Source organism: Sphingomonas jejuensis (assembly GCF_011927695.1).
Lineage (GTDB): Bacteria > Pseudomonadota > Alphaproteobacteria > Sphingomonadales > Sphingomonadaceae > Sphingomonas_K > Sphingomonas_K jejuensis.
On sequence record NZ_JAATJE010000001.1, the window covers coordinates 523,694 to 543,495 of the forward strand.

18 protein-coding genes, 1 pseudogene and 1 other annotated feature are annotated in these 19,802 nt (G+C 68.5%); of the genes and pseudogenes, 12 read left to right on the forward strand and 7 right to left on the reverse strand.

Annotated features, from left to right (window positions below; all coding sequences use genetic code 11):
- Positions 1-9 precede the first annotated feature (9 nt).
- Both GGR88_RS02625 and GGR88_RS02630 read left to right on the forward strand, forming a co-directional pair.
- A complete protein-coding gene (locus GGR88_RS02625) occupies positions 10-1,320 on the forward strand; it encodes a cytochrome b (protein ID WP_167952714.1) in 1,311 nt (436 codons plus the stop codon).
- 15 nt (positions 1,321-1,335) lie between these two features.
- On the forward strand, positions 1,336-2,190 hold the full coding sequence (locus GGR88_RS02630) for a cytochrome c1 (protein ID WP_167952717.1): 855 nt from the start codon (positions 1,336-1,338) through the stop codon (positions 2,188-2,190).
- A 64-nt stretch (positions 2,191-2,254) separates the two neighbouring features.
- Here the strand turns inward: GGR88_RS02630 and GGR88_RS02635 are convergent, their stop codons facing one another.
- A complete protein-coding gene (locus GGR88_RS02635; protein WP_167952719.1) occupies positions 2,255-2,707 on the reverse strand; it encodes a MaoC family dehydratase in 453 nt (150 codons plus the stop codon).
- 320 nt (positions 2,708-3,027) lie between these two features.
- A complete protein-coding gene (gene ychF, locus GGR88_RS02640) occupies positions 3,028-4,128 on the reverse strand; it encodes a redox-regulated ATPase YchF (RefSeq protein ID WP_167952721.1) in 1,101 nt (366 codons plus the stop codon).
- Positions 4,129-4,299: 171 nt separating this feature from the next.
- Here ychF and GGR88_RS02645 point away from each other — a divergent pair, with 171 nt between their 5' ends.
- Positions 4,300-5,955, forward strand: coding sequence for a hypothetical protein (locus GGR88_RS02645; protein ID WP_167952723.1), 1,656 nt, complete (start codon positions 4,300-4,302; stop codon positions 5,953-5,955).
- Here GGR88_RS02645 and GGR88_RS02650 read toward each other — a convergent pair.
- From GGR88_RS02650 to GGR88_RS02660, 3 genes are all read right to left on the reverse strand, one after another.
- Positions 5,952-7,379, reverse strand: a complete 1,428-nt coding sequence (locus tag GGR88_RS02650) for a DUF389 domain-containing protein (RefSeq protein ID WP_342449700.1) — start codon at positions 7,377-7,379, stop codon at positions 5,952-5,954. The two genes, GGR88_RS02645 and GGR88_RS02650, sit on opposite strands and share 4 nt — an antisense overlap.
- 137 nt (positions 7,380-7,516) lie before the next feature.
- A complete protein-coding gene (gene clpA / locus GGR88_RS02655; protein ID WP_167952727.1) occupies positions 7,517-9,841 on the reverse strand; it encodes an ATP-dependent Clp protease ATP-binding subunit ClpA in 2,325 nt (774 codons plus the stop codon).
- A gap of 110 nt (positions 9,842-9,951) precedes the next feature.
- Complete coding sequence (locus tag GGR88_RS02660; RefSeq protein WP_167952729.1) at positions 9,952-10,149, reverse strand: DUF1192 domain-containing protein; 198 nt, start codon at positions 10,147-10,149, stop codon at positions 9,952-9,954.
- Positions 10,150-10,219: 70 nt separating this feature from the next.
- On the opposite strand from GGR88_RS02660, the gene GGR88_RS02665 reads away from it, so the two are divergent.
- Positions 10,220-11,233, forward strand: a complete 1,014-nt coding sequence (locus tag GGR88_RS02665) for an NAD(P)H-quinone oxidoreductase (protein ID WP_245196420.1) — start codon at positions 10,220-10,222, stop codon at positions 11,231-11,233.
- 41 nt (positions 11,234-11,274) lie between these two features.
- On the opposite strand, the pseudogene GGR88_RS02670 reads toward GGR88_RS02665, so the two are convergent.
- Positions 11,275-11,559: pseudogene (locus GGR88_RS02670) on the reverse strand (STAS domain-containing protein); the annotation flags it as partial.
- Between the two features lie 109 nt (positions 11,560-11,668).
- Positions 11,669-11,724 (reverse strand) — a sequence feature (sul1 is cis-regulatory element that is thought to sense ions involved in sulfur or methionine metabolism; They are found in Alphaproteobacteria).
- A gap of 140 nt (positions 11,725-11,864) precedes the next feature.
- Here GGR88_RS02670 and GGR88_RS02675 point away from each other — a divergent pair.
- Together GGR88_RS02675 and GGR88_RS15175 are read left to right on the forward strand one after the other, a co-directional pair.
- Entirely contained in the window at positions 11,865-12,533 is a 669-nt protein-coding gene (locus tag GGR88_RS02675) for a cell cycle transcriptional regulator TrcR (protein ID WP_167952731.1), read from the forward strand.
- A gap of 124 nt (positions 12,534-12,657) precedes the next feature.
- Positions 12,658-13,521, forward strand: a complete 864-nt coding sequence (locus GGR88_RS15175; protein ID WP_245196421.1) for a PEPxxWA-CTERM sorting domain-containing protein — start codon at positions 12,658-12,660, stop codon at positions 13,519-13,521.
- A 66-nt stretch (positions 13,522-13,587) separates the two neighbouring features.
- On the opposite strand, the gene GGR88_RS02685 is transcribed toward GGR88_RS15175, so the two are convergent.
- Positions 13,588-14,976, reverse strand: coding sequence for an NAD-dependent succinate-semialdehyde dehydrogenase (locus tag GGR88_RS02685; protein ID WP_167952734.1), 1,389 nt, complete (start codon positions 14,974-14,976; stop codon positions 13,588-13,590).
- Between the two features lie 105 nt (positions 14,977-15,081).
- Here GGR88_RS02685 and GGR88_RS02690 point away from each other — a divergent pair, with 105 nt between their 5' ends.
- The 6 genes from GGR88_RS02690 (at position 15,082) to tgt (ending at position 19,771) form a co-directional block, all read left to right on the forward strand.
- Positions 15,082-15,333 carry an exodeoxyribonuclease VII small subunit gene (locus tag GGR88_RS02690; RefSeq protein ID WP_167952737.1) on the forward strand — a complete coding sequence of 84 codons (252 nt, stop codon included), beginning with the start codon at positions 15,082-15,084 and terminating at the stop codon, positions 15,331-15,333.
- Between the two features lie 40 nt (positions 15,334-15,373).
- Positions 15,374-16,240, forward strand: a complete 867-nt coding sequence (locus GGR88_RS02695) for a polyprenyl synthetase family protein (RefSeq protein WP_167954310.1) — start codon at positions 15,374-15,376, stop codon at positions 16,238-16,240.
- Positions 16,237-16,740, forward strand: a complete 504-nt coding sequence (gene coaD, locus GGR88_RS02700; protein ID WP_167952741.1) for a pantetheine-phosphate adenylyltransferase — start codon at positions 16,237-16,239, stop codon at positions 16,738-16,740. The genes GGR88_RS02695 and coaD overlap by 4 nt, the downstream gene beginning before the upstream one ends.
- A 77-nt stretch (positions 16,741-16,817) precedes the next feature.
- The gene (locus tag GGR88_RS02705; protein ID WP_167952743.1) at positions 16,818-17,594 is read left to right on the forward strand and encodes a peptidylprolyl isomerase; all 777 of its coding nucleotides are present in this window, start codon (positions 16,818-16,820) and stop codon (positions 17,592-17,594) included.
- Positions 17,595-17,607: 13 nt separating this feature from the next.
- Positions 17,608-18,639: a tRNA preQ1(34) S-adenosylmethionine ribosyltransferase-isomerase QueA gene (gene queA, locus GGR88_RS02710; RefSeq protein WP_167952745.1), complete on the forward strand. Its 1,032-nt coding sequence runs from the start codon at positions 17,608-17,610 to the stop codon at positions 18,637-18,639.
- A gap of 16 nt (positions 18,640-18,655) precedes the next feature.
- Positions 18,656-19,771 (forward strand): tRNA guanosine(34) transglycosylase Tgt, encoded by a 1,116-nt coding sequence (gene tgt / locus GGR88_RS02715; RefSeq protein WP_167952747.1) that lies wholly within the window; start codon positions 18,656-18,658, stop codon positions 19,769-19,771.
- The last annotated feature ends 31 nt before the right edge of the window (positions 19,772-19,802 follow it).

The window sequence follows — 19,802 nt, forward strand, 5'->3', positions numbered from 1 at the left end:
GACAGAAAGATGAGCTTTCCCTGGGCTGAGCAGTACAAGCCGAAGCACCCGCTGATGCAGTGGGTGGATGACCGGCTTCCGGTGCCGCGGCTGGTCTACAACGCGGTGGGCGCGGGCTATCCAGTGCCGCGCAACCTCAACTTCTTCTGGAACTTCGGCGTGCTCGCGGGCGCGGCCCTGGCCGTGCAGATCATCACCGGCATCGTGCTGGCGATGAGCTATGCCGCCAATGCCGGCGTCGCGTTCGACAGCGTCGAGCGCATCATGCGCGACGTCAACTCCGGCTGGCTGCTGCGCTATGCGCACGCCAACGGCGCGTCGATGTTCTTCATCGTGGTCTACCTCCACATCTTCCGCGGCCTCTACTACGGATCGTACAAGGCCCCGCGTGAGATGGTGTGGCTCCTTGGTCTGGTCATCTACCTGCTGATGATGGCCACCGCCTTCATGGGCTATGTGCTTCCCTGGGGCCAGATGAGCTTCTGGGGTGCCAAGGTGATCACCGGCCTGTTCTCGGCCATCCCGCTGGTCGGCGAGCCGATTCAAGTGTGGCTGCTCGGCGGCTTCGCGCCGGATAACGCCGCGCTCAACCGCTTCTTCTCGCTCCACTACCTGCTGCCGTTCGTCATCGCCGGCGTGATCGTGCTCCACATTTGGGCGCTGCACATCCCGGGGTCGAACAATCCGACCGGCATCGAGGTGAAGGGTCCGCAGGATACCGTGCCCTTCCACCCCTATTACACGGCCAAGGACGGCTTCGGGTTGGGCGTGTTCCTGCTGGTGTTCGCCGCGTTGATCTTCTTCGCGCCGAACTTCCTGGGCCATCCGGACAACTACATCCCGGCCAACCCGCTCTCCACGCCCGCGCACATCGTGCCCGAATGGTATTTCTGGCCCTTCTACGCGATCCTGCGCGCCTTCACCGTCGACATCCTGTTCGTGCCCGCAAAGCTGATGGGCGTGCTGGCGATGTTCTCGGCCATCCTGCTGCTGTTCTTCCTGCCGTGGCTCGACCGGTCGCCGGTGCGCTCCAGCAACTATCGCCCGATCTACAAGAAGTTCTTCTGGTTCGGCCTCATCCCGACGGTGCTCGCACTAGGCTACCTGGGCGGCGCGCCGGCTGAAGAGCCCTACGTCATGCTGTCGCAGTTCTTCGCGGCCTATTATTTCGCACACTTCCTCATCATCATTCCGATCATCTCGCGCATCGAGCGTCCGCTCCCCATGCCGGGTTCGATCACGGACGCGGTGCTGAAGGGGCAGAGCGGCTCCACCATCTCGACCAGCACGCAGACCGCGCAGACGGCGCCGGCGGCTTAAGGGGAACGACGTCTCATGGTTCGCATTGTCGGCATCCTCGTCGGCCTCGGCTTCGTCGGCGCGCTGCTGATCTCGCTCGTCTCGGGCCTGATCACCTACATCTCGGAGCCCGCCGTGGAGACGGCGGAGCACGCCTTCCACCTCCATCCCAAGGAGGTGCACTTCGCATCGGACGGCCCGACCGGCCATTTTGATCGCCAGCAGCTGCAGCGCGGCTTTAAGGTGTATCGCGAGGTCTGCTCGGCCTGCCATTCGATGCGGCTGGTGGCCTTCCGCGATCTGGAGGCGCTGGGCTACAGCGAGGCCGAGGTGAAGGCGATCGCCACCCAGTGGCCGGTGCCGTCGCCCTCGATCAACCCCGACACGGGCGAGGCCGCGACGCGTCCGTCGGTCCCGGCCGATCGCATCCCGCCGCCCTACCCGAACGAGGTCGCCTCGCGCGCGGCGAACAACAATGCGCTGCCGCCCGACCTGTCGCTGATCTCCAAGTCGCGCCATGGCGGCGCCGCCTACATCTACTCGCTCCTGACCGGATACCGCGATCCCGCGACCTACCGGAACGAAGAGGGTGAGGCGCTGCCGGCCGAGAGCCAGCCGGGCCAGGGGCTGCACTTCAATCCCTATTTCGCGAACCTCAACATCGCGATGGCGCCGCCGCTGACCTCCACCGGTCAGGTGACCTATGCGGATGGCACCACGTCCACCGTCGATCAGATGGCGCGCGACGTGTCGGCCTTCCTGGTGTGGACGGCGGAGCCGAAGCTGGAGAGCCGCCACTCGACCGGCATCGCGGTGATGATCTTCCTGCTGATCTTCACCGGCCTGGCCTGGATGGCGTACCGCAACATCTGGGCGGGCGTGAAGCACTAAGGCCGATCCAGCCGATCATCTGGCGGGGCGGACGGGGCGGTGGCCTCGTCCGCCCCGTTGCCGTTCAGGACGGCCGCGTGCGGACCATCACCAGCGCGGTGAAGCGGCAGACCGGCTCGTCACCCTGCCGCAGCACGGTGGTACGGACCTGAAGGCGCCCCAGACCCGGCCGTCCTTCGGACAGGCGCGCGTCGATCACCTCCGTTTCCAGGGACAGCAGGTCGCCGGGCTTGACCGGCTTCAGCCATCGCAATTCATCGATGCCGGAGGCGCCGAGCGCAGCCGGGTCGCCGCCCTCCGGCATCTCCGCGACCAGCATCGCCATCGCCATTGCGGTGACATGCCACCCGCTCGCCGTCAGCCCACCGAAATAGGGGTGCGCGCGCCCGCCTTCTTCCGACAGGTGAAAGGGCTGCGGGTCATAGCGCCTGGCGAAATCGACGACCCCCTGTGCGGTGACCTCGTAGCGGCCGAAGCGCCGGACCTGACCAACCTGATAGTCCTCGAACCATGGCATGCGCGGCTTCCTTCTCGTGGGGCCTCAAATCGCGCCGGGACCCTGCGGGAATGTCTTCACCTCGAAGATGTGGCCATCCGGCGAGCGAAATTAGAGCCATTCATGTCCGTTCGACGAATCGATCTCACCGATGATCTCGGCTCCGCCACGGATCAGCTCCTCGCGTGCCGCACGGACGTCATCCACTTCGAAAGCGACGGTGGGTGGCGTGTTGAGGGGCGGCCACGTCCATAGCAGCCGAAGATCTCCAGCTCCTGCCCCTCAGCGACGCGCATAATCGCCCGTGCCGATCCCCACCCCGGAAAGGCCCCGGACCCGCATCAAACGTTGAAGCGGAACAGCAGCACGTCGCCGTCGGCGACCACATAATCCTTGCCTTCGGAGCGGAGCTTGCCCGCATCGCGCGCGCCCGTTTCGCCGCCCAGCGCGACATAGTCGTCATAGGCGATCGTCTCGGCACGGATGAAGCCGCGCTCGAAGTCGGAGTGGATGACGCCCGCCGCCTCGGGCGCGCGCGCGCCCTTGAACACGGTCCAGGCGCGCGCCTCCTTCGGCCCCACCGTGAAGAAGGTGATGAGGTCGAGCAGCGCGTAACCGGCACGGATCACGCGCGCGAGGCCGGTCTCCTCCAGCCCCAGGTCCGACAGGAACTCGGCCCGGTCGGCGGGGTCGAGTGTGACGATCTCCGCCTCGATCGCGGCGGACACCACCACCGCCTGCGCGCCTTCCGCCGCTGCCTTCTCGAACACGCGGGCGGACAGTGCATTGCCGTTGGCGGCATCGCTCTCGTCGACATTGCAGACATAGAGCACGGGCTTACCGGTCAGCAGCTGCGCCTGCTCAAGGATGCGTCGCTCCTCCTCGTCTCCGACGCTGGTCAGCCGCGCGGGCTTGCCGTCGCGCAGAAGGTCGAGCGCACGGCCCAGCACCACGGCGGCGGCCTTGGCGTCCTTGTCGCCCTGCTGCCCCTTTTTGGCGAGGTTGGGCACGCGCTTCTCGAGGCTTTCCAGGTCCGCCAGCATCAGCTCGGTCTCGACCGTCTCGGCATCGGCGATCGGGTCGACCTTGCCCTCGACATGGGTAACGTCGCCGTCCTCGAAGCAGCGGAGCACATGGACGATCGCGTCCACCTCCCGGATGTTGCCCAGAAACTGGTTGCCCAACCCCTCGCCCTTCGACGCGCCCCGCACCAGCCCGGCGATGTCGACGAAGCCGAGCTGCGTCTCGATGGTCTTGGCCGAGTTTGCGATCGCCGCCAGCTTGGTAATGCGCGGGTCGGGCACGGCGACTTGGCCGACATTGGGTTCGATCGTGCAGAAGGGATAGTTGGCCGCCTGCGCCGCGGCCGTTTCCGTCAGCGCGTTGAAGAGCGTCGACTTGCCGACGTTCGGCAGTCCGACGATGCCGCAGCGGAAACCCATGATCGATCCTTGATTGAAGCGCAGGGCGGAGGCGCCCGGTCGCGGGGGAATAGCGATGCGGCCACCGGATTGCCAGTTGCCACGCATGTCGGCGCGCGGGCAGGGGAGACGGGTGACGCAGCACCGCCGCCCGACCGCCGCTCCGCCCCGCAGCGGCCGAAGGCTCGCGGCTTGATCGTCTATGGCGATCAGGAGCGGTGGTCGACCGTCGCCGAAGAATGCGCCCGCATCGTCGCGGCTCGGGCGTCGCTCACGGGGGCGGGGCTCGACTGGCACGGCGCCCTTGCCCGATTGCTTCTGGAGGTCGCCGGGCTGCTGCAGGGCATCGCCGACCTCGAAATGGAGCAGGCTGGGGGGCGCGACACCGGGTCGCCGCGCCAAGGTGGGCTGATGCGCACGCTGATCACGCTGGCGGGGGCGCTCGACCGCTCCTGGCAGAGCGGCTTTGCCGATCAGTCGCTGCCGCCGCTCGATCTCTGCGCCGCCACCGACGAGCCGATCTGCGTCCGCAGGCCCGAAGGCTTCGCCTTCTACGCGCTCTATCCGGAACTCCATGCCGCCGCCGCCCGCGTGCTTGAGCCGGGAACGCAGGTGATCGGCCTGCGCAGCATCGGCACCGCGCTCGCCCCCATCGTTGCGGCTGCGGCAGGCAGCGATGCCGCAGCGACGCTCCGGCCGGTCGGGCATCCGTTCGGCCGCGCGCCGGCGGTCGGTGAGACGTTGGCCACCAAAATTACCACCGGAGCGGTCGCGATCGTCGACGAAGGCCCGGGGCTGTCCGGCAGCTCGATCCTCGGCACGGTTGATTGGCTGGAGGAGCGGGGCGTCGGGCTCGACCACATTGCGGTTCTTCCCAGTCACGCCGGTTCCCCCGGCCACGCGGCGAGCGAGCACGGTCGCGCGCGCTGGAGCCGCTTGAGGCGGTACGTCGCCTCCTTTGACGACGTGGTGCTGGAGGGGCGCAACCCGCTCGCCAGCTGGTTCCAAGACCTGACCGGCCCGCCTTTGGCCCCGCTGGAGGATGTCGCCGGCGGCCGGTGGCGCCGGCATGTCGGACGGCCGGACCTGCCGGCACATCCCGGACGCGAGGCGCTGAAATGGCGGCTCGTCGCGGCAGGCGGCACCTTTCGCATCAAGTTCATCGGCCTAGATGCGGCCGGTGTGGCGGCTGGCGAGCGCGCTCGCTTCCTGGCCGAACGGGGACTGACGGTGGCGCCGCTCGCCCTGCGCTACGGCATGCTCCTGGAACGCTGGATCGACGATGCGATGTTCGGCCTGCCACCCGCCAGGAACCTCGATCTCCTGACCCGCTACCTCCGCGCGCGGGCGAACATGCCACCGCCGACACATGCCGGTGCCTCGCTCCGGACGCTTTCCAAAATGGCGCGCTTCAACCTCGCCACGGTCGTCGGGGAGGAGGCGGCGGCGGCGCTGCTTGCGCCATGGGGGGACGACCGGCTTGGCCGTCTTCAGGCGACGGTGCGACCGATCCATGTCGACGGGCGGCTGCATGACTGGGAATGGCTGCAGGTCGGCGGTCGCGTGCTGAAGACCGATGCGATCGACCATTCCCAGGCGCACGATCTGGTCGGGCCGCAGGATGTCGCCTGGGACGTGGCTGGCGCGGCGATCGAGCATCACCTGGACGACGCTCAGGCCGATGCCTTGGCGGCCGCCCTAGGTACATCGGCGGAGCTCGTCGCCTTCTGTCGCCTGGCCTACCTCGCCTTCCAGCTCGGCTGGTGGTCCGAAACCGACGATCCCCAGGGCCGCGAACAGGCCCGGCGCTATGCCGCGCTTGCGCGTGAGATGGCCGAACAGCGTTAGGAAGGGGTTGCCGTCGTCGTCCAGCTGAGTGCCGCGCCGCCAACCGGTCCGGTCCCGGGGCCGCGGGTTGTTACGACGCCGCGCTCGCCGAGCGCGGCGCTCAGCAGCCCGACCTGAGCCGTGCTGCCGGAAATGCTGATGCCGTAGCCGAGCCGCGCGGCGCCCCATGCGGCTGTGTCGACGGCGCCCTGGTCGAACGCCTCGCCGACGAACGCAACGGTCGGGGGCGCCACCGGGGGTGGTACCAGCTCCACCGTCCATCCCGACGCCGCCGCCCGCGCTTCCAGCGCGCGATAGGTGGCCAGCGTGGCGCCCGGCAGCGGTGCGGCCGGCGTGCGGATCCGGCGCGCCGCGTCGTCGACCATCAGGCTGTCCCGGCCCACTCCCATGATCGCCGCCACCTCGCGGGCGGTCGCCTCCGCCTCGCTCTCGATGCTGCTTGGGGTGGCGCGCGCTTGTGCTGCCTGGATCACCGCTGCACCCGCGTCGCTGGCGTCGGTGCCGACGCGATATTGCTGAATGCGGACGTCCACCTGACGATCAAGGCTGGACTGCAGCGCGGTGCGCGCCTGCTGCTCGGCATCGCCGCGATAGCGCGGGGTCAGCACCACCGCGCTCACCCGGATCGGATCGCGCGCGAAATCCAGGTCCAGCTGGCTGACACGGGCCTGGCTCGGAAACAGCTGCTCGATCGCGCGGCGCGATGTGCTGCCGGCGCGGCCTTCCCAGGCAAGCTGGCGCAGCGACAGCCCCAGCGGGATCGCAAGCGCTGCCAGCGTGACGATCACCACCGTCAGCTGCATGGCCGTCTGATTGGGGGAAAGCTTCGGGCCGAAGCTGTAGAGCCGCGCCATCACGGCGGCGGTCAGCGCGATCGTGACGAAGTTGGTGACGAACAGCAGCAGCGCCCCGCCGAACACGGGGCCGTTCAGCGTGGCGAGCCCGAAACCGACGGTGGCGAGCGGCGGCATCAGCGCGGTCGCGATCGCCACGCCCACGATCGTCCCGGCCCGCCCGCGAATGGTCGCGTAGGATCCGGCAAGCGCCGAGAACAAGGCGACGAGCAGGTCGAACAGGTTTGGCCGCGTGCGGGCGGCAAGCTCCGCCGTCAGGTTCTTCAGCGGCGACAACAGCACGATCGCGGCGCAGAACAGCACGGCCAGCGCGGAGCCGGCCAGCAGCGCGAACAGCGCTCGGCGGATCTGCTTGGCATCCACTGTCGCCAGCGCGAAGCCCAGGCCGATGATCGGGCCCATCAGCGGAGAGATCAGCATCGCGCCGATCACCACCGCCGGTGAGGACAAGAGCAGCCCCAGCACCGCGATGCCGGCCGACATGGTCGTCATGAAAAGGTAGCGCGCGGACCAGCCGGCGTCGTCGTGCACACGCTCGTTTACATCGACATGGTCGACCGATCGGATCACTCGCGAGCGCCAATATCGGTCCGCAAGCGCGGTCGCACCAGCAATCATGCTGCCGGTCTTAGCGTCGGTTTTCGGCCGTTGTCACCTGCAACGGCAAAGGGCGGACCCGCCGCAGCGGATCCGCCCCCATGCCGGGATCAGGCGTCGGCTTCGGTCTTGGCGCCGCCCTTCTTGCGCTTCGCCTTGGGCGCGGCGCCGACCATCTCGAACACGAGCTGGTCGTCCTTCAGCTTCACCTTGACCTCGCCGCCATGGACGAGCTTGCCGAACAGCAGTTCCTCGGCCAGCGGCTGCTTGATTTTCTCCTGGATCAGGCGGCCCATCGGTCGCGCGCCATACAGCTTGTCATAGCCCTTGGCGGTCAGCCACTGCTTGGCTTCGTCGTCCAGCGTGATGTGCACGTCGCGGTCGGCCAGCTGCAGCTCCAGCTGCAGGATGAACTTGTCGACCACGCGGGCGACGACTTCAGGCGGCAGATAGCCGAACGGCACGATCGCATCGAGGCGGTTGCGGAACTCCGGCGTGAACATCCGCTGCACCGCCTGCTCGTCCTCGCCCTCGCGCGTCAGCTGGCCGAAACCCACAGTCTCGCGCGCCATGTCGGACGCGCCGGCATTGGTCGTCATGATCAGGATGGAGTTCCTGAAATCGACGGTCTTGCCGTGGTGATCGGTCAGCTTGCCGTTGTCCATCACCTGCAGGAGGATGTTGAACAGATCCGGATGCGCCTTCTCGATCTCGTCTAGCAGCAGCACCGAATGCGGGTTCTGGTCGACCGCGTCGGTGAGGAGCCCGCCCTGGTCGTAGCCGACATAGCCCGGGGGCGCACCGATCAGCCGGCTGACCGAATGCCGCTCCATATATTCGGACATGTCAAACCGCTGCAGCGGAATGCCGAGGATGGAGGCGAGCTGGCGCGCGACCTCCGTCTTGCCCACGCCGGTCGGACCGGTGAACAGGTAGTTGCCGATCGGCTTGTCCGGATCGCGCAGGCCCGCACGGCTCAGCTTGATCGCGGAGGACAGCTTCTCGATCGCGGCGTTCTGCCCGAACACCACCCGCTTCAGGTCGGTCTCGAGCGTTTCCAGCTGCTGCTTGTCGTCGGCCGACACGCTCTTCGGCGGGATCCGCGCCATGGTGGCGATGACCTGCTCGATCTCCTTGGGCGTGATCACCTTCTTGCGCTTGGACGGCACCACCAGCATCTGCATCGCGCCGACCTCGTCGATCACGTCGATCGCCTTGTCGGGCAGCTTGCGGTCGTTGATGTAGCGCGCGGACAGCTCCACCGCCGACTTGATCGCATCGGGCGTGTAGCGGACCTTGTGGTGCCCTTCGAACGCGGAGCGGAGCCCGGCCAGGATCTTGATCGTGTCCTCGACCGACGGCTCGTTGACGTCGATCTTCTGGAACCGGCGCAAGAGCGCGCGATCCTTCTCGAAGTGGTTCCGGAACTCCTTGTAGGTGGTCGAACCGATGCAGCGGATGGTGCCGCCCGACAGCGCCGGCTTCAGCAGGTTGGACGCGTCCATCGCGCTGCCGGACGTTGCGCCCGCGCCAATCACCGTGTGAATCTCGTCGATGAACAGGATCGCGTGCGGCAGCTTTTCGAGCTCGTTCACGACCTGCTTCAGCCGCTCCTCGAAATCGCCGCGATAGCGCGTGCCGGCAAGCAGCGCGCCCATGTCGAGCGAATAGATCACCGCCGGCTTCAGCACGTCGGGCACGTCGCCCTCGATGATCTTGCGCGCCAGACCTTCGGCGATCGCCGTCTTCCCGACACCGGGATCACCCACATAGAGCGGGTTGTTCTTCGACCGGCGGCACAGGATCTGCACCGTGCGGTCGACCTCCGACGAACGGCCGATCAGCGGGTCGACCTTGCCGTCCTTGGCCTTCTCGTTGAGGTCGACGCAGAACTGCTTCAGCGCAGATTCCTGCTTCTTGCCGCCGTCCGCCTTGGTTTCCTTGGCGTCGTCCTTGTCCGCCGCGCCCTTCACCTCGCGCGGCTCGGCGGGCTGGCCGCCCTTGCCGACGCCGTGGCTGATGAAGCTGACCGCATCCAGCCGGTTCATGTCCTGCTGCTGCAAGAAATAAACGGCATAGCTTTCCCGCTCGGAGAACAGCGCGACGAGCACGTTGGCGCCCGTCACGTCCTCGCGGCCGGACGACTGCACGTGCAGGATCGCGCGCTGGACCACGCGCTGAAAGCCGCTGGTGGGCGACGGATCGGTCTCGCTGTCGACGCGCAGCGCCTCCAGCTCGGTATCGAGATATTGTGTGACGGCGTCCTTCAGCTCGCCGAGATCCACGCCGCAGCCGGCCATCACCTTGGCGGCATCGACGTCATCGATCAGGGCGAGCAGCAGATGCTCGAGCGTGGCATATTCGTGGCGGCGGCCGGACGCGTTGGTTAGCGCCTTGTGCAAGGTGGTCTCGAGCGCGGGGGCGAAAGAGGGCATTGGTTACTCCTCCGGGGCGCGGGGGGTGGCGCTCCCGTCCCATGCTATGTCGGGACGGCGGGGCCGCGCATCAAGGATCAGGTGGGCCGCCAGGTGGGGGCGACCGCGGTTCATCGCCGAAACAGCGCGTCGGCGCTGGCGCGCTGGTCCGTGGCGGCATTGATGCGCGCCCGCGTGCGTGCGATCTCCCCCTCCAGCGCGGCGATGCGGGCATCGAGTTCGGCGATCGACAGCGGGGACAGGTCCTGGGCGAGGAGCGCAACCAGGGGGTCGTTCGCACGGCGCGGCAGGCTGTCGTCCGAGTCCATGTCCGACAGCGTTGACCGGGGCGAGGTCGCTGTCAATAAACCCCTTCGCTCAAAAGGGGAGGCGCTCCGGATGACCGTTCATTCGCCGTCGGATATGCTCGCGATCGATCCCGATGCGGCCGGCGGGCCTGAGGTGCTCAGGCCCGTGCGCCGCCCGGTGCCGGCACCTGCCGCCGGCGAGGTTCTGGTTCGCGTCGCGGCCGCCGGCGTCAACCGGCCGGACGTTATGCAGCGGAAGGGGCTCTACCCGCCGCCCCCCGGCGCCCCGTCGATCCCCGGGCTGGAAATCGCCGGCACGGTGGTGGCCCTGGGGGAAGGGGTGGACACGCTGTCGGTCGGCGCGGAGGTCGCGGCGCTGGTGTCGGGCGGCGGCTATGCCGAATGGTGCACCGCGCCCGCCGGACAGTGCCTGCCGATCCCGGCCGGACTGTCGATGGTGGAGGCGGCCGCGCTTCCCGAAACGCTGTTCACCGTCTGGAGCAACCTGTTCGAGCGCGCGTACGCGACCGCGGGTGAGCGCGTGCTGGTGCATGGCGGCACCAGCGGCATCGGCACCATGGCGATCAAGCTCGGCGGGCTGTTCGGCCTGGAGGTGATCGTCACCTGCGGCTCCGACGACAAATGCGCGGCCGCCCGCGCCCTCGGCGCCACCCACGCCATCAACTACCGCATGTCTGACTTCGTGGAGGAGGTCGCCCACCTGACCGGGGGCGAGGGCGTCCACGTCGTGCTCGACATGGTCGGTGGCGACTATGTGCCGCGAAACCTCAAATGCCTGGCCCCCGACGGCCGCCACGTCTCCATCGCCGTGCAGCGCGGCGCCCGGGCGGAGATCAGCATCGCGGACGTGATGATGCGCCGCCTGACGCTCACCGGCTCCACCCTCCGCGCGCGCCCGGTAGGCTTCAAGACGCTGGTCGCAGACGAGATCGCGCGGGAGGTATGGCCGCATGTTGCCGACGGTCGCCTCCGGCCCGAGATCGACCGGGTCTTCCCGCTCGCGGAGGCCGCGGAGGCGCACCGGCGAATGGAAGACGGCGACCATGTCGGCAAGATCGTGCTGTCGGTCGCCGGTCAGGAATAGCCCCGGCCGTTCGGCCGGACCCCCGCCGTCCGCCCCGTTCCTCAGTGCGGCGCCAGCCCCAGTTCGACGCCGGTCTTGTCGTGCAGCGCGAACCGGTCGACGATGTCCGCGCTCGCCCGGTTGTAGCCGACCACCTCGACCTGCCGTCCCTCGCGACGCAGGCGCGCGACGATCTTGTCGAGCGCGCCGACACCGGAGATGTCCCAGAAATGGGCCCCGCTCACGTCGATGCGGATGTGCCGGGCACTGTTCTCGGCGGCAAAGGCCCGCGTGAACCGGTCAACGGACGCGAAGAAGATCTCGCCTGTCACGCGGTACGTGGCGTTTGGCGCCGTCGGTGAACCACTGGCGGCGATAGGCTGTGATGTCGAATGTCATTGAGAAATCCACAACAGGGCACGGGCGCCGACCGGCGCCTTCGATGATCGTGCATGTTGTTGTCCGGCGGATCGGCGGCCGGAGTAGCCACCCGGGATTGCACCGGGTCCTTGCGAATGGATGCTCCCCTAGACGCCTTCCGCGCAAAGGCAAGTGGCGCGCGACTTGCCCCGGACCCTGGCTGCGTCTATCTTCCCGCCATGCACCGGCCGCTCCGTGAAGGGGCGGCCCTTTTTGTACCTGGAGACTTTCAGTGGCCCAGCCGCTCATGCCCCATGCGACCGCATCCTGGCTGGTCGACAACACGTCCCTGTCGTTTCAGCAGATCGCGGAGTTCTGCGGCCTCCACGTGCTGGAGGTGCAGGCGATCGCCGACGACACCGCCGCGACCAAGCTGACCGGTCGCGATCCCGTCCGCGCGCACGAGCTCGCGCAGGAGGAGATCGACAAGGCGCAGGCGAACCCGGACTACCGCATGGTCATGTCCAAGGGGCCGGAGCAGGTGCGCCGTACCAAGGGGCCGCGCTACACGCCCGTGTCCAAGCGGGCGGAAAAGCCGGATGGCATCGCCTGGATCATCCGCAACCATCCGGAAGTGTCGGACGGCACCATCAGCAAGCTGATCGGCACCACGAAGACGACCATCGCCGCGATCCGCGATCGCAGCCACTGGAACATCTCCAACATCACGCCGAAGGATCCGGTGACGCTGGGCCTCACCACGCAGCGCGAACTCGACGCGGCGGTGGCGAAGGCGGCGAAGGCCGCCGGCACGGAAGCGCCTGTCGACAGCCGCCTGGAGGGCGACCGTGCGGCGCTGATCGAGGAGCTGCGCGCCCAGCGCGACCGCATCAACGCGGGCGAGGTGGAGCCGACCAGCCCGTTTGGCGCCTTCCCGGATCCTTTCCGACCGCGCAACTGAGCCTACGGTGGGGCGCGGCTCGCCGACCCGCGTCCCATAACTGCATAGGCCGCATGCTTAATCGAGGTTTACCTTCGGGCCTCAGCTGCTAAGCACCCCCTGCAACCAAGGGGGGATGCTTAACATGATGATTCGTGCGGCTTTCGCTGCCACCACTCTGCTCGCCTTCGCCACGCCGGTCATGGCGCAGACCGTCACCAACGGCGATATCAGGACGATCGCGGGCGGGACCACCACCACCGACGCAACCGGGACGCGCACCACCAATCCGGGCGCCCGCCAGACGGCCGTCCAGCCGGGCAACATGACCTGGTATCAGGCCAATCTCGGCGGCGGTGCCACGCTCGGCGTCACCACCGATTATGCGCGCGGCGGCAATGGTTCGGTGTTCTTCAACACGGCCTCCGGCGACAGCAAGGCTGACCTGCAGTACAATCTCGGCGGCCTGATCGAGCTCGGATCGCTTCAGTCCGTCTCGTTCGACTGGTTCCGTGATCCGGCGTCGGACACGGGTGCGGCTTTCGCGCCGGTGCTGCGGTTCGAGATGTTCAAGGACGGCTCCTATGCCGGCTCGCTCGTCCTGGAGAATGTCTACCAGAACCAGACCAATGCCGTCGAAGGCAGCTGGCAGACGCTCAGCGCGACGCGCAGCAGCGGCATCTTCTGGGCCACGCGCGACGCGCTGGGCCCGACCTTCGCCAACGCGAACGGCGGCCAGCTGACGCTTGATCAGTGGATCGCCCGTAACTCCGGATCGAGCCTGGCGGTCGGCGCGATCAACATCGGCGTGGGATCGGGCTGGAGCGGCACGTTCCGCGGCGCGGTCGACAACGTCCAGTTCGCCTTCGGTGACGGTCCGGCCGGCGATTTCAACTTCGAGGTCGCGGCGGCTGCCGTGCCGGAGCCGGCGACCTGGGCGATGATGATCGCGGGCTTCGGCATGGTCGGCATGGCCGCGCGCCGTGGCCGCGCCGTGGTCGCCGCCTGAACCCAGCGGCACGTTGATCGAGGAAGGGCGCGGCCGCAACGCCGCGCCCTTTTTCATGCCTGCCGCCTATTCCGTGGCGGCAGGGCTCGCCTGGTCGAGCATCACCGTCTTCAAATTCATGAACTCGTGCAGGCCGTGCGACGAAAGCTCGCGTCCGTGGCCCGATCGCTTCACCCCGCCGAACGGCGCCTTCGGGTCGGACGCCAGCATCGCGTTGATGGCGACCATACCGGCTTCCAAGTCGCGCGTCAGGCGCTCCTGCTCGGCCGCATCGGTGGTCCAGATGCTGCTGCCGAGGCCGAACGGCACGTCGTTGGCGATGCGGATCGCCTCGTCGATGTCGGCGGCGCGGAACAGCATGGCGACCGGACCAAAGAATTCCTCGCGCGCGATTTCCTCGTCCAGCGGCACGTCCTCCAGCACGGTTGGCGGATAATACCAGCCCGGACCGTCCGGTGCGTCGCCGACGCTCGACACCGTGGCGCCGGCGGCCTTTGCGCGCTCCACCTGCTCGCGGATGTCCTTCAGGCCCTGTTCGCTGGACAAGGGCCCCATGTCGGTCCCGTCGGCGGTCGGGTCGCCCACCCTGACCGCCTTCATCCCGGCCAGAAAGCGCTCGCGGAACCGGTCATAGACGTCCGCGTGCACGATCATGCGCTTGGCGCAGATGCAGCTCTGCCCCGCATTCTGGATGCGCGCCGTCACCGCCACCCTGGCCGCCTGCTCGATGTCGGCCGACGGCATGACGATGAACGGGTCGGACCCGCCCAGTTCCAGCACCACCTTCTTCAGGTTGCGGCCGGCGCGCTCGGCCACCTGGATGCCCGCGCCCTCGCTCCCCGTCAGCGTCACCGCCGCCACGCGCGGATCGTCGATGATCGCGCCGACGGCCGACGACGGAATGTGCAGGTTCTGGAACAGCCCGTCCGCGCCGCCCGCCTCGCGCACCATGTCCTCGATCGCCTGGGCGGTGCCCGGCACGTTGCTGGCATGCTTGAGCAGCCCGACATTGCCGGCAAGCAGCGTCGGCGCCATGAACCGCACCACCTGCCAATATGGAAAGTTCCACGGCATGATCGCCAGCACGGGGCCGAGCGGGTACCAGCGCGCCGCCGCCGCCTTGCCGTCGCCCAGGTCGATGCGCCGTTCCTCCAGCATGGCGGGGCCGTGTTCCGCATAATGGCGGAAGGCCGCGATGCACTTGTCCACCTCCGCCTTTGCCGAACCGAGCGTCTTGCCCATCTCGAAGGTCGCGATTGCCGCCAGCCGGTCGCGGTTCGCCTCGAACCGGTCGCCGATCGCGCTGAGCAGCGCGGCGCGCTCCGCCACCGGCGTCAACCGCCATTCGGCATAGGCCGCCGCGGCACGGGCGATCCGCTGCTCGATGGCGTCGGCGTCCAGTTCGGGGAAGCTGTCGCCGGTCTCGCCCGTTGCCGGGTTCCGTTGCTGGAACATGTGCACTCTCCTGATGGCTGAAGCCCCTAAACGCGGCGCGCGCCGATCGGATCAGGGCCGGTCCGCTCGCTTGACCGCTCAGGCCGCGCTCGCCACAAGCCGGGGATGAGCAGCGACCCCGACGCCCAGACCGCCGACCTGTCTTTCGAGGATGCGCTGAAGCGGCTGGAGGCGATCGTCGCCCAGCTGGAAACCGGCGAGATCCCGCTGGACCAGGCCATCACCCTTTACGCGGAAGGCGACCGGCTCCGCGCCCGCTGTGACGAGCGGCTGGCCGCCGCGCAGGCGCGGATCGACAAGATCAGCCTTGGTTCGGACGGGCAGCCCCGCGGTTTGCAGCCCTTTGACGCGGGCTGATCCGGTGGCGACCCCGCTGCCCGCCGACCTGCGCGCCGCCATGGCGCAGATCGCCGCCGCCGTTGATGCGGAATTCGACGCGCTGCTGCCCGTGCCCGACGATGCGCGCCGCCCGCTCTACGAAGCCATGCGCCATGCCGCGATCGGCGGTGGCAAGCGGCTGCGCCCGCTTCTCGTGTGCGCCAGCGCGCAGCTGTTCAACGTCGATCCGCAGGCCGCGCTGCGCACCGGCACCGCGATCGAGGCGATCCACGTCTACTCGCTGATCCACGACGATCTGCCGGCGATGGACGACGACGACATGCGCCGCGGCAAGCCCACCGTGCACAAGGCCTTCGACGAGGCCACCGCCATCCTCGCCGGCGACAGCCTTCATGCGCTCGCCTTCGGGCTGGTCGCCGATCCCGACACGCACCCCGATCCGTTCGTCCGGGCCGAGCTCGCGCTGGAGCTTGCGCGCGCGTCCGGCCCGGCCGGCATGGCGGGCGGGCAGATGATGGATCTTGTCGCCGACGGCGCCGGCTTCGACCTCGCCACCGTCACCCGCCTGCAGGCGCTGAAGACCGGTGCGCTGATCGGCGTCTGTCTGGAGGCCGGTGCGATTTTGGGGCGCGTGCCGCCGGAAGGGCGGGCCGGGCTCAGGGGCTATGCCCGCGACCTCGGGCTCGCCTTCCAGATCGCCGACGATCTCCTCGATGTGGAAGGCGATGCCGCCGCGGTCGGCAAGGCGGTCGGCAAGGATGCGGCGGCCGGCAAGGCCACCTTCCTGTCGCTCCTCGGCGTCGACCGCGCGCGCGCTCAGGCGTCGATGCTGGTCGACCAGGCGGTCGAGCATCTCCACGGCTTCGGGGCGGAGGCGGACCTGCTCCGGCAGGTCGCCCGCTACGCGGTGGAGCGCGACCGTTGAGCCGGATCGGGGTCTATCCGGGCACGTTCGACCCCATCACGCTCGGTCACATGGACATCATCCGCCGCGCCACCAAGCTGGTCGACCGGCTGGTGGTGGGCGTCACCACCAATGCGTCCAAGTCGCCGATGTTCTCGGTGGAGGAGCGCATCGCCGCCGTTGAGCGCGAGGTGGCGGGCATCGACGACGCCGCCATCCAGGTGGTGTCGTTCGACACGCTCCTGATGAGCTTCGCCGAGGCGCAGGGCGCGACCATGATCGTGCGGGGCCTCCGCGCGGTCGCCGACTTCGAATATGAGTATCAGATGGCCGGCATGAACCAGCAGCTGAACGACCGGATCGAGACGGTCTTCCTGATGGCCGACGTGTCCCTGCAGCCGATCGCCAGCCGGCTGGTGAAGGAGATCGCCTTGTTCGGCGGCACCATCGGCAAGTTCGTCAGCCCCGCTGTGGAGCGCGACGTGCTTGCGCGGCTGGCTGAGCAGCGGGCGCGGGCCTGACCGGTTCACGCGCCGTCAAGCCGCCACATTCTACCGCCAGTGTCGCAACAACCCCAGTCACATAGGAACCAGCCCGGATGCGCCTTTTCGGCAGTCTGATCGCGCTCTCCCTCGCCGTTGCCGCACCCGCGCACGCCCAAGGCCAGCGGCAGGCGCCGCCGCCGTCGGTGGAGGAATTGAGCCAGCAGGAGGAAGCCCGCCGCACGGCCGAGCGCATCGCGCGCGAGGATGCGGAGCGTCCGGCCGCCACCAACGAGGTGCCGGCGGCGACGCCCGACAACATCTGGGTGCTCGACCTCTCGAACGGGCAGCGCGTGACGGTGCAGCTGCGCCCCGACAAGGCGCCCAACCATGTCGAGCGTATCAAGACGCTGACCCGGCAGGGCTTCTACAATGGGCTGACCTTCCACCGCGTCATCGACGGCTTCATGGCGCAGGGCGGCGATCCGGAGGGCACCGGACAGGGCGGGTCGCAGCTTCCCGATCTTGTGGCCGAGTTCAACGACATGCCGCATGTCCGCGGCACGGTGTCGGCGGCACGCACCAACGAGCCGAACACGGCCAACAGCCAGTTCTTCATCGTGTTGATGCCGCGCCTCAGCCTCGACAACAACTACACCGCGTTCGGCCGCGTGCTGACCGGCATGCAGGGTGTCGATGCCATCGCCAAGGGTGAGCCGCCGGCCGAGCCCACCCGCATTGCCCGCGCCTATATCCAGGCCGATGGCGTGCCCGATGCGGTGGCCACCCTGGCGCCGCCCGCGGCCGCGCCGGCGCCCGCGCCGGGTGCCCCCACCATCGTCACCGTGCCGTTGCCGGTTCAGCGCCCGGCCGGGGCGTCGCCCAGCAACTAAGGGTGCCGCGGCCGTGAAGGTCGACCTTTTCGATTTCGACCTTCCGCCCGAACGCATCGCGCTGCGTCCGGCCCGGCCGCGCGATGCCGCGCGCATGCTGGTGCTCGAAGGGGACCGGATGGTGGATGCCGGGGTGGCAGACCTGCCGCGCCACCTGCGCTCCGGCGATTGCCTGGTCTTCAACGACACCCGGGTCATCCCGGCCCAGCTTCACGGCCGCCGGGGCGATGCGACCGTCGGCGCGACGCTGCACAAACGGGCCGGCGCGCGGTCCTGGCATGCCTTCGTCAAGGGCGCCAAGCGCCTGCGCACGGCCGACAGGATCGATTTCGGCGCCGATGTCGCGGCTGTGGTCGACGACAAGGCCGACGACGGCAGCGTGCTGCTGCGCTTCGAAGGCGATGCTCCTGTTGAATTGCTGCTGGAACGCGCGGGACAGATGCCGCTGCCGCCTTACATCGCGGCCCGGCGCGGCACCGATGCCGCCGACGCCGACGATTACCAGACGATGTTCGCCGGCCCCGGCGGCGCGGTGGCGGCGCCGACCGCCGGCCTGCATTTCACCCCGGCGCTGCTTGCTGCGCTGGCGGATGCAGGGATCGGGCACGAGACGCTGACCTTGCACGTCGGCGCCGGCACCTTCCTTCCGGTCAAGGCGGACGATACCGACGATCACCGGATGCATGCCGAATGGGGCCGGATCGATGCCGCGGCGGCGGACCGCATGAACGCCGTGCGCGCGGGCGGCGGGCGGCTGATCGCCGTCGGCACCACGTCGCTCAGGCTTCTCGAAAGCGCGGTGGGCGATCATGGCCGTATCCAGTCGTTCGAAGGGGACACCGCGATCTTCATCACCCCCGGCTACCGCTTCCGGGCCATCGACGGGCTCCTGACCAACTTCCACCTGCCGCGATCGACCCTGTTCATGCTGGTCTCGGCGCTGATGGGGCGGGATCGAATGCAGGCCGCCTATGCGCACGCCATCGCCAGCGGCTACCGCTTCTATTCCTATGGCGATGCCAGCCTGCTGCTGCCGGCCGCCTGACCTGAAAGCCGCAGCCATGACCCGCTTCGCCTTTTCCGTTCACGCGACCGATGGGCGTGCCCGCACCGGTGAGATCGCGATGCAGCGCGGCATCATCCGCACGCCGGCCTTCATGCCGGTCGGCACCGCCGCGACGGTCAAGTCGCTGAAGCCTGCCACCGTCCGCGCGGCAGGCGCCGACATCATCCTGGGCAACACCTATCACCTGATGCTGCGTCCCGGCGCCGAGCGTGTCGCGCGACTGGGCGGGCTGCACCGCTTCATGGGCTGGGACCGGCCGATCCTGACCGACAGCGGCGGCTATCAGGTGATGAGCCTGTCGGACCTGACCAAGCGGGACGAACAAGGCGTCGCGTTCAAGTCGCATCTGGACGGCAGCCGCCACCTTCTCACGCCCGAACGCTCCACCGAGATCCAGCGACTGCTCGGCTCGGACATCGTGATGGCCTTTGATGAGCTGGTGCCGACCACGTCCACGCATGAGGTGCAGGCGGCGGCGATGGAGCGGTCGATGCGCTGGGCACGGCGCTCGCGCGACGCGTTCCTGTCCGGCGGGGATCATGCCGCCGCGGCCGCGCAGTTCGGCATCCAGCAGGGCGCGCTCGACGAAGGCTTGAGGAAGTCGTCGGCCGACGCGCTCGTCGACATCGGCTTCGACGGTTACGCGATCGGCGGGCTTGCGGTGGGGGAGGGGCAGGCGGCGATGTTCGGCGTGCTCGACTATGCCCCCGCACAGCTGCCGGCGGACCGGCCCCGCTACCTCATGGGCGTCGGCAAGCCCGATGATATCGTCGGCGCGGTGGAGCGCGGCGTCGACATGTTCGATTGCGTGCTGCCGACGCGCAGCGGGCGCACGGGCCAGGCCTTCACCTGGGACGGCCCTCTCAACATCCGCAACGCGAAGTTCGCAGAGGATCAGAGCCCGCTCGATCCCGACAGCCCGGTGGCGGAATGGTCCAAGGCCTATCTCCACCATCTGGTGCGCTCGGGCGAGATCCTGGGCGCCATGCTGATGACGGAGCATAATATCTGGTTCTACCAGCAGCTCATGGCCGGGCTGCGCGCCGCGATCGTTGAAGGGCGGCTTGCCGCCTTCGCGGCTGCCTTCCGGGCACGCTACGGGCGAGGCTGACCGGCGGCGGAGGAGCCGCCATCGACGGGGC

Bases quoted from the DNA above. Each gene is read 5' to 3' on its own strand.
- GGR88_RS02665 (WP_245196420.1), top strand. From the start codon at position 10,220: ATGACCGTTCATTCGCCGTCGGATATGCTCGCGATCGATCCCGATGCG.
- GGR88_RS02705 (WP_167952743.1), top strand. From the start codon at position 16,818: ATGCGCCTTTTCGGCAGTCTGATCGCGCTCTCCCTCGCCGTTGCCGCA.
- clpA (WP_167952727.1), bottom strand. From the start codon at position 9,841: ATGCCCTCTTTCGCCCCCGCGCTCGAGACCACCTTGCACAAGGCGCTA.
- GGR88_RS15175 (WP_245196421.1), top strand. From the start codon at position 12,658: ATGATGATTCGTGCGGCTTTCGCTGCCACCACTCTGCTCGCCTTCGCC.
- GGR88_RS02625 (WP_167952714.1), top strand. From the start codon at position 10: ATGAGCTTTCCCTGGGCTGAGCAGTACAAGCCGAAGCACCCGCTGATG.
- GGR88_RS02690 (WP_167952737.1), top strand. From the start codon at position 15,082: ATGAGCAGCGACCCCGACGCCCAGACCGCCGACCTGTCTTTCGAGGAT.
- GGR88_RS02630 (WP_167952717.1), top strand. From the start codon at position 1,336: ATGGTTCGCATTGTCGGCATCCTCGTCGGCCTCGGCTTCGTCGGCGCG.
- GGR88_RS02635 (WP_167952719.1), bottom strand. From the start codon at position 2,707: ATGCCATGGTTCGAGGACTATCAGGTTGGTCAGGTCCGGCGCTTCGGC.
- GGR88_RS02685 (WP_167952734.1), bottom strand. From the start codon at position 14,976: ATGTTCCAGCAACGGAACCCGGCAACGGGCGAGACCGGCGACAGCTTC.
- GGR88_RS02695 (WP_167954310.1), top strand. From the start codon at position 15,374: ATGGCGCAGATCGCCGCCGCCGTTGATGCGGAATTCGACGCGCTGCTG.
- GGR88_RS02660 (WP_167952729.1), bottom strand. From the start codon at position 10,149: ATGGACTCGGACGACAGCCTGCCGCGCCGTGCGAACGACCCCCTGGTT.
- tgt (WP_167952747.1), top strand. From the start codon at position 18,656: ATGACCCGCTTCGCCTTTTCCGTTCACGCGACCGATGGGCGTGCCCGC.
- ychF (WP_167952721.1), bottom strand. From the start codon at position 4,128: ATGGGTTTCCGCTGCGGCATCGTCGGACTGCCGAACGTCGGCAAGTCG.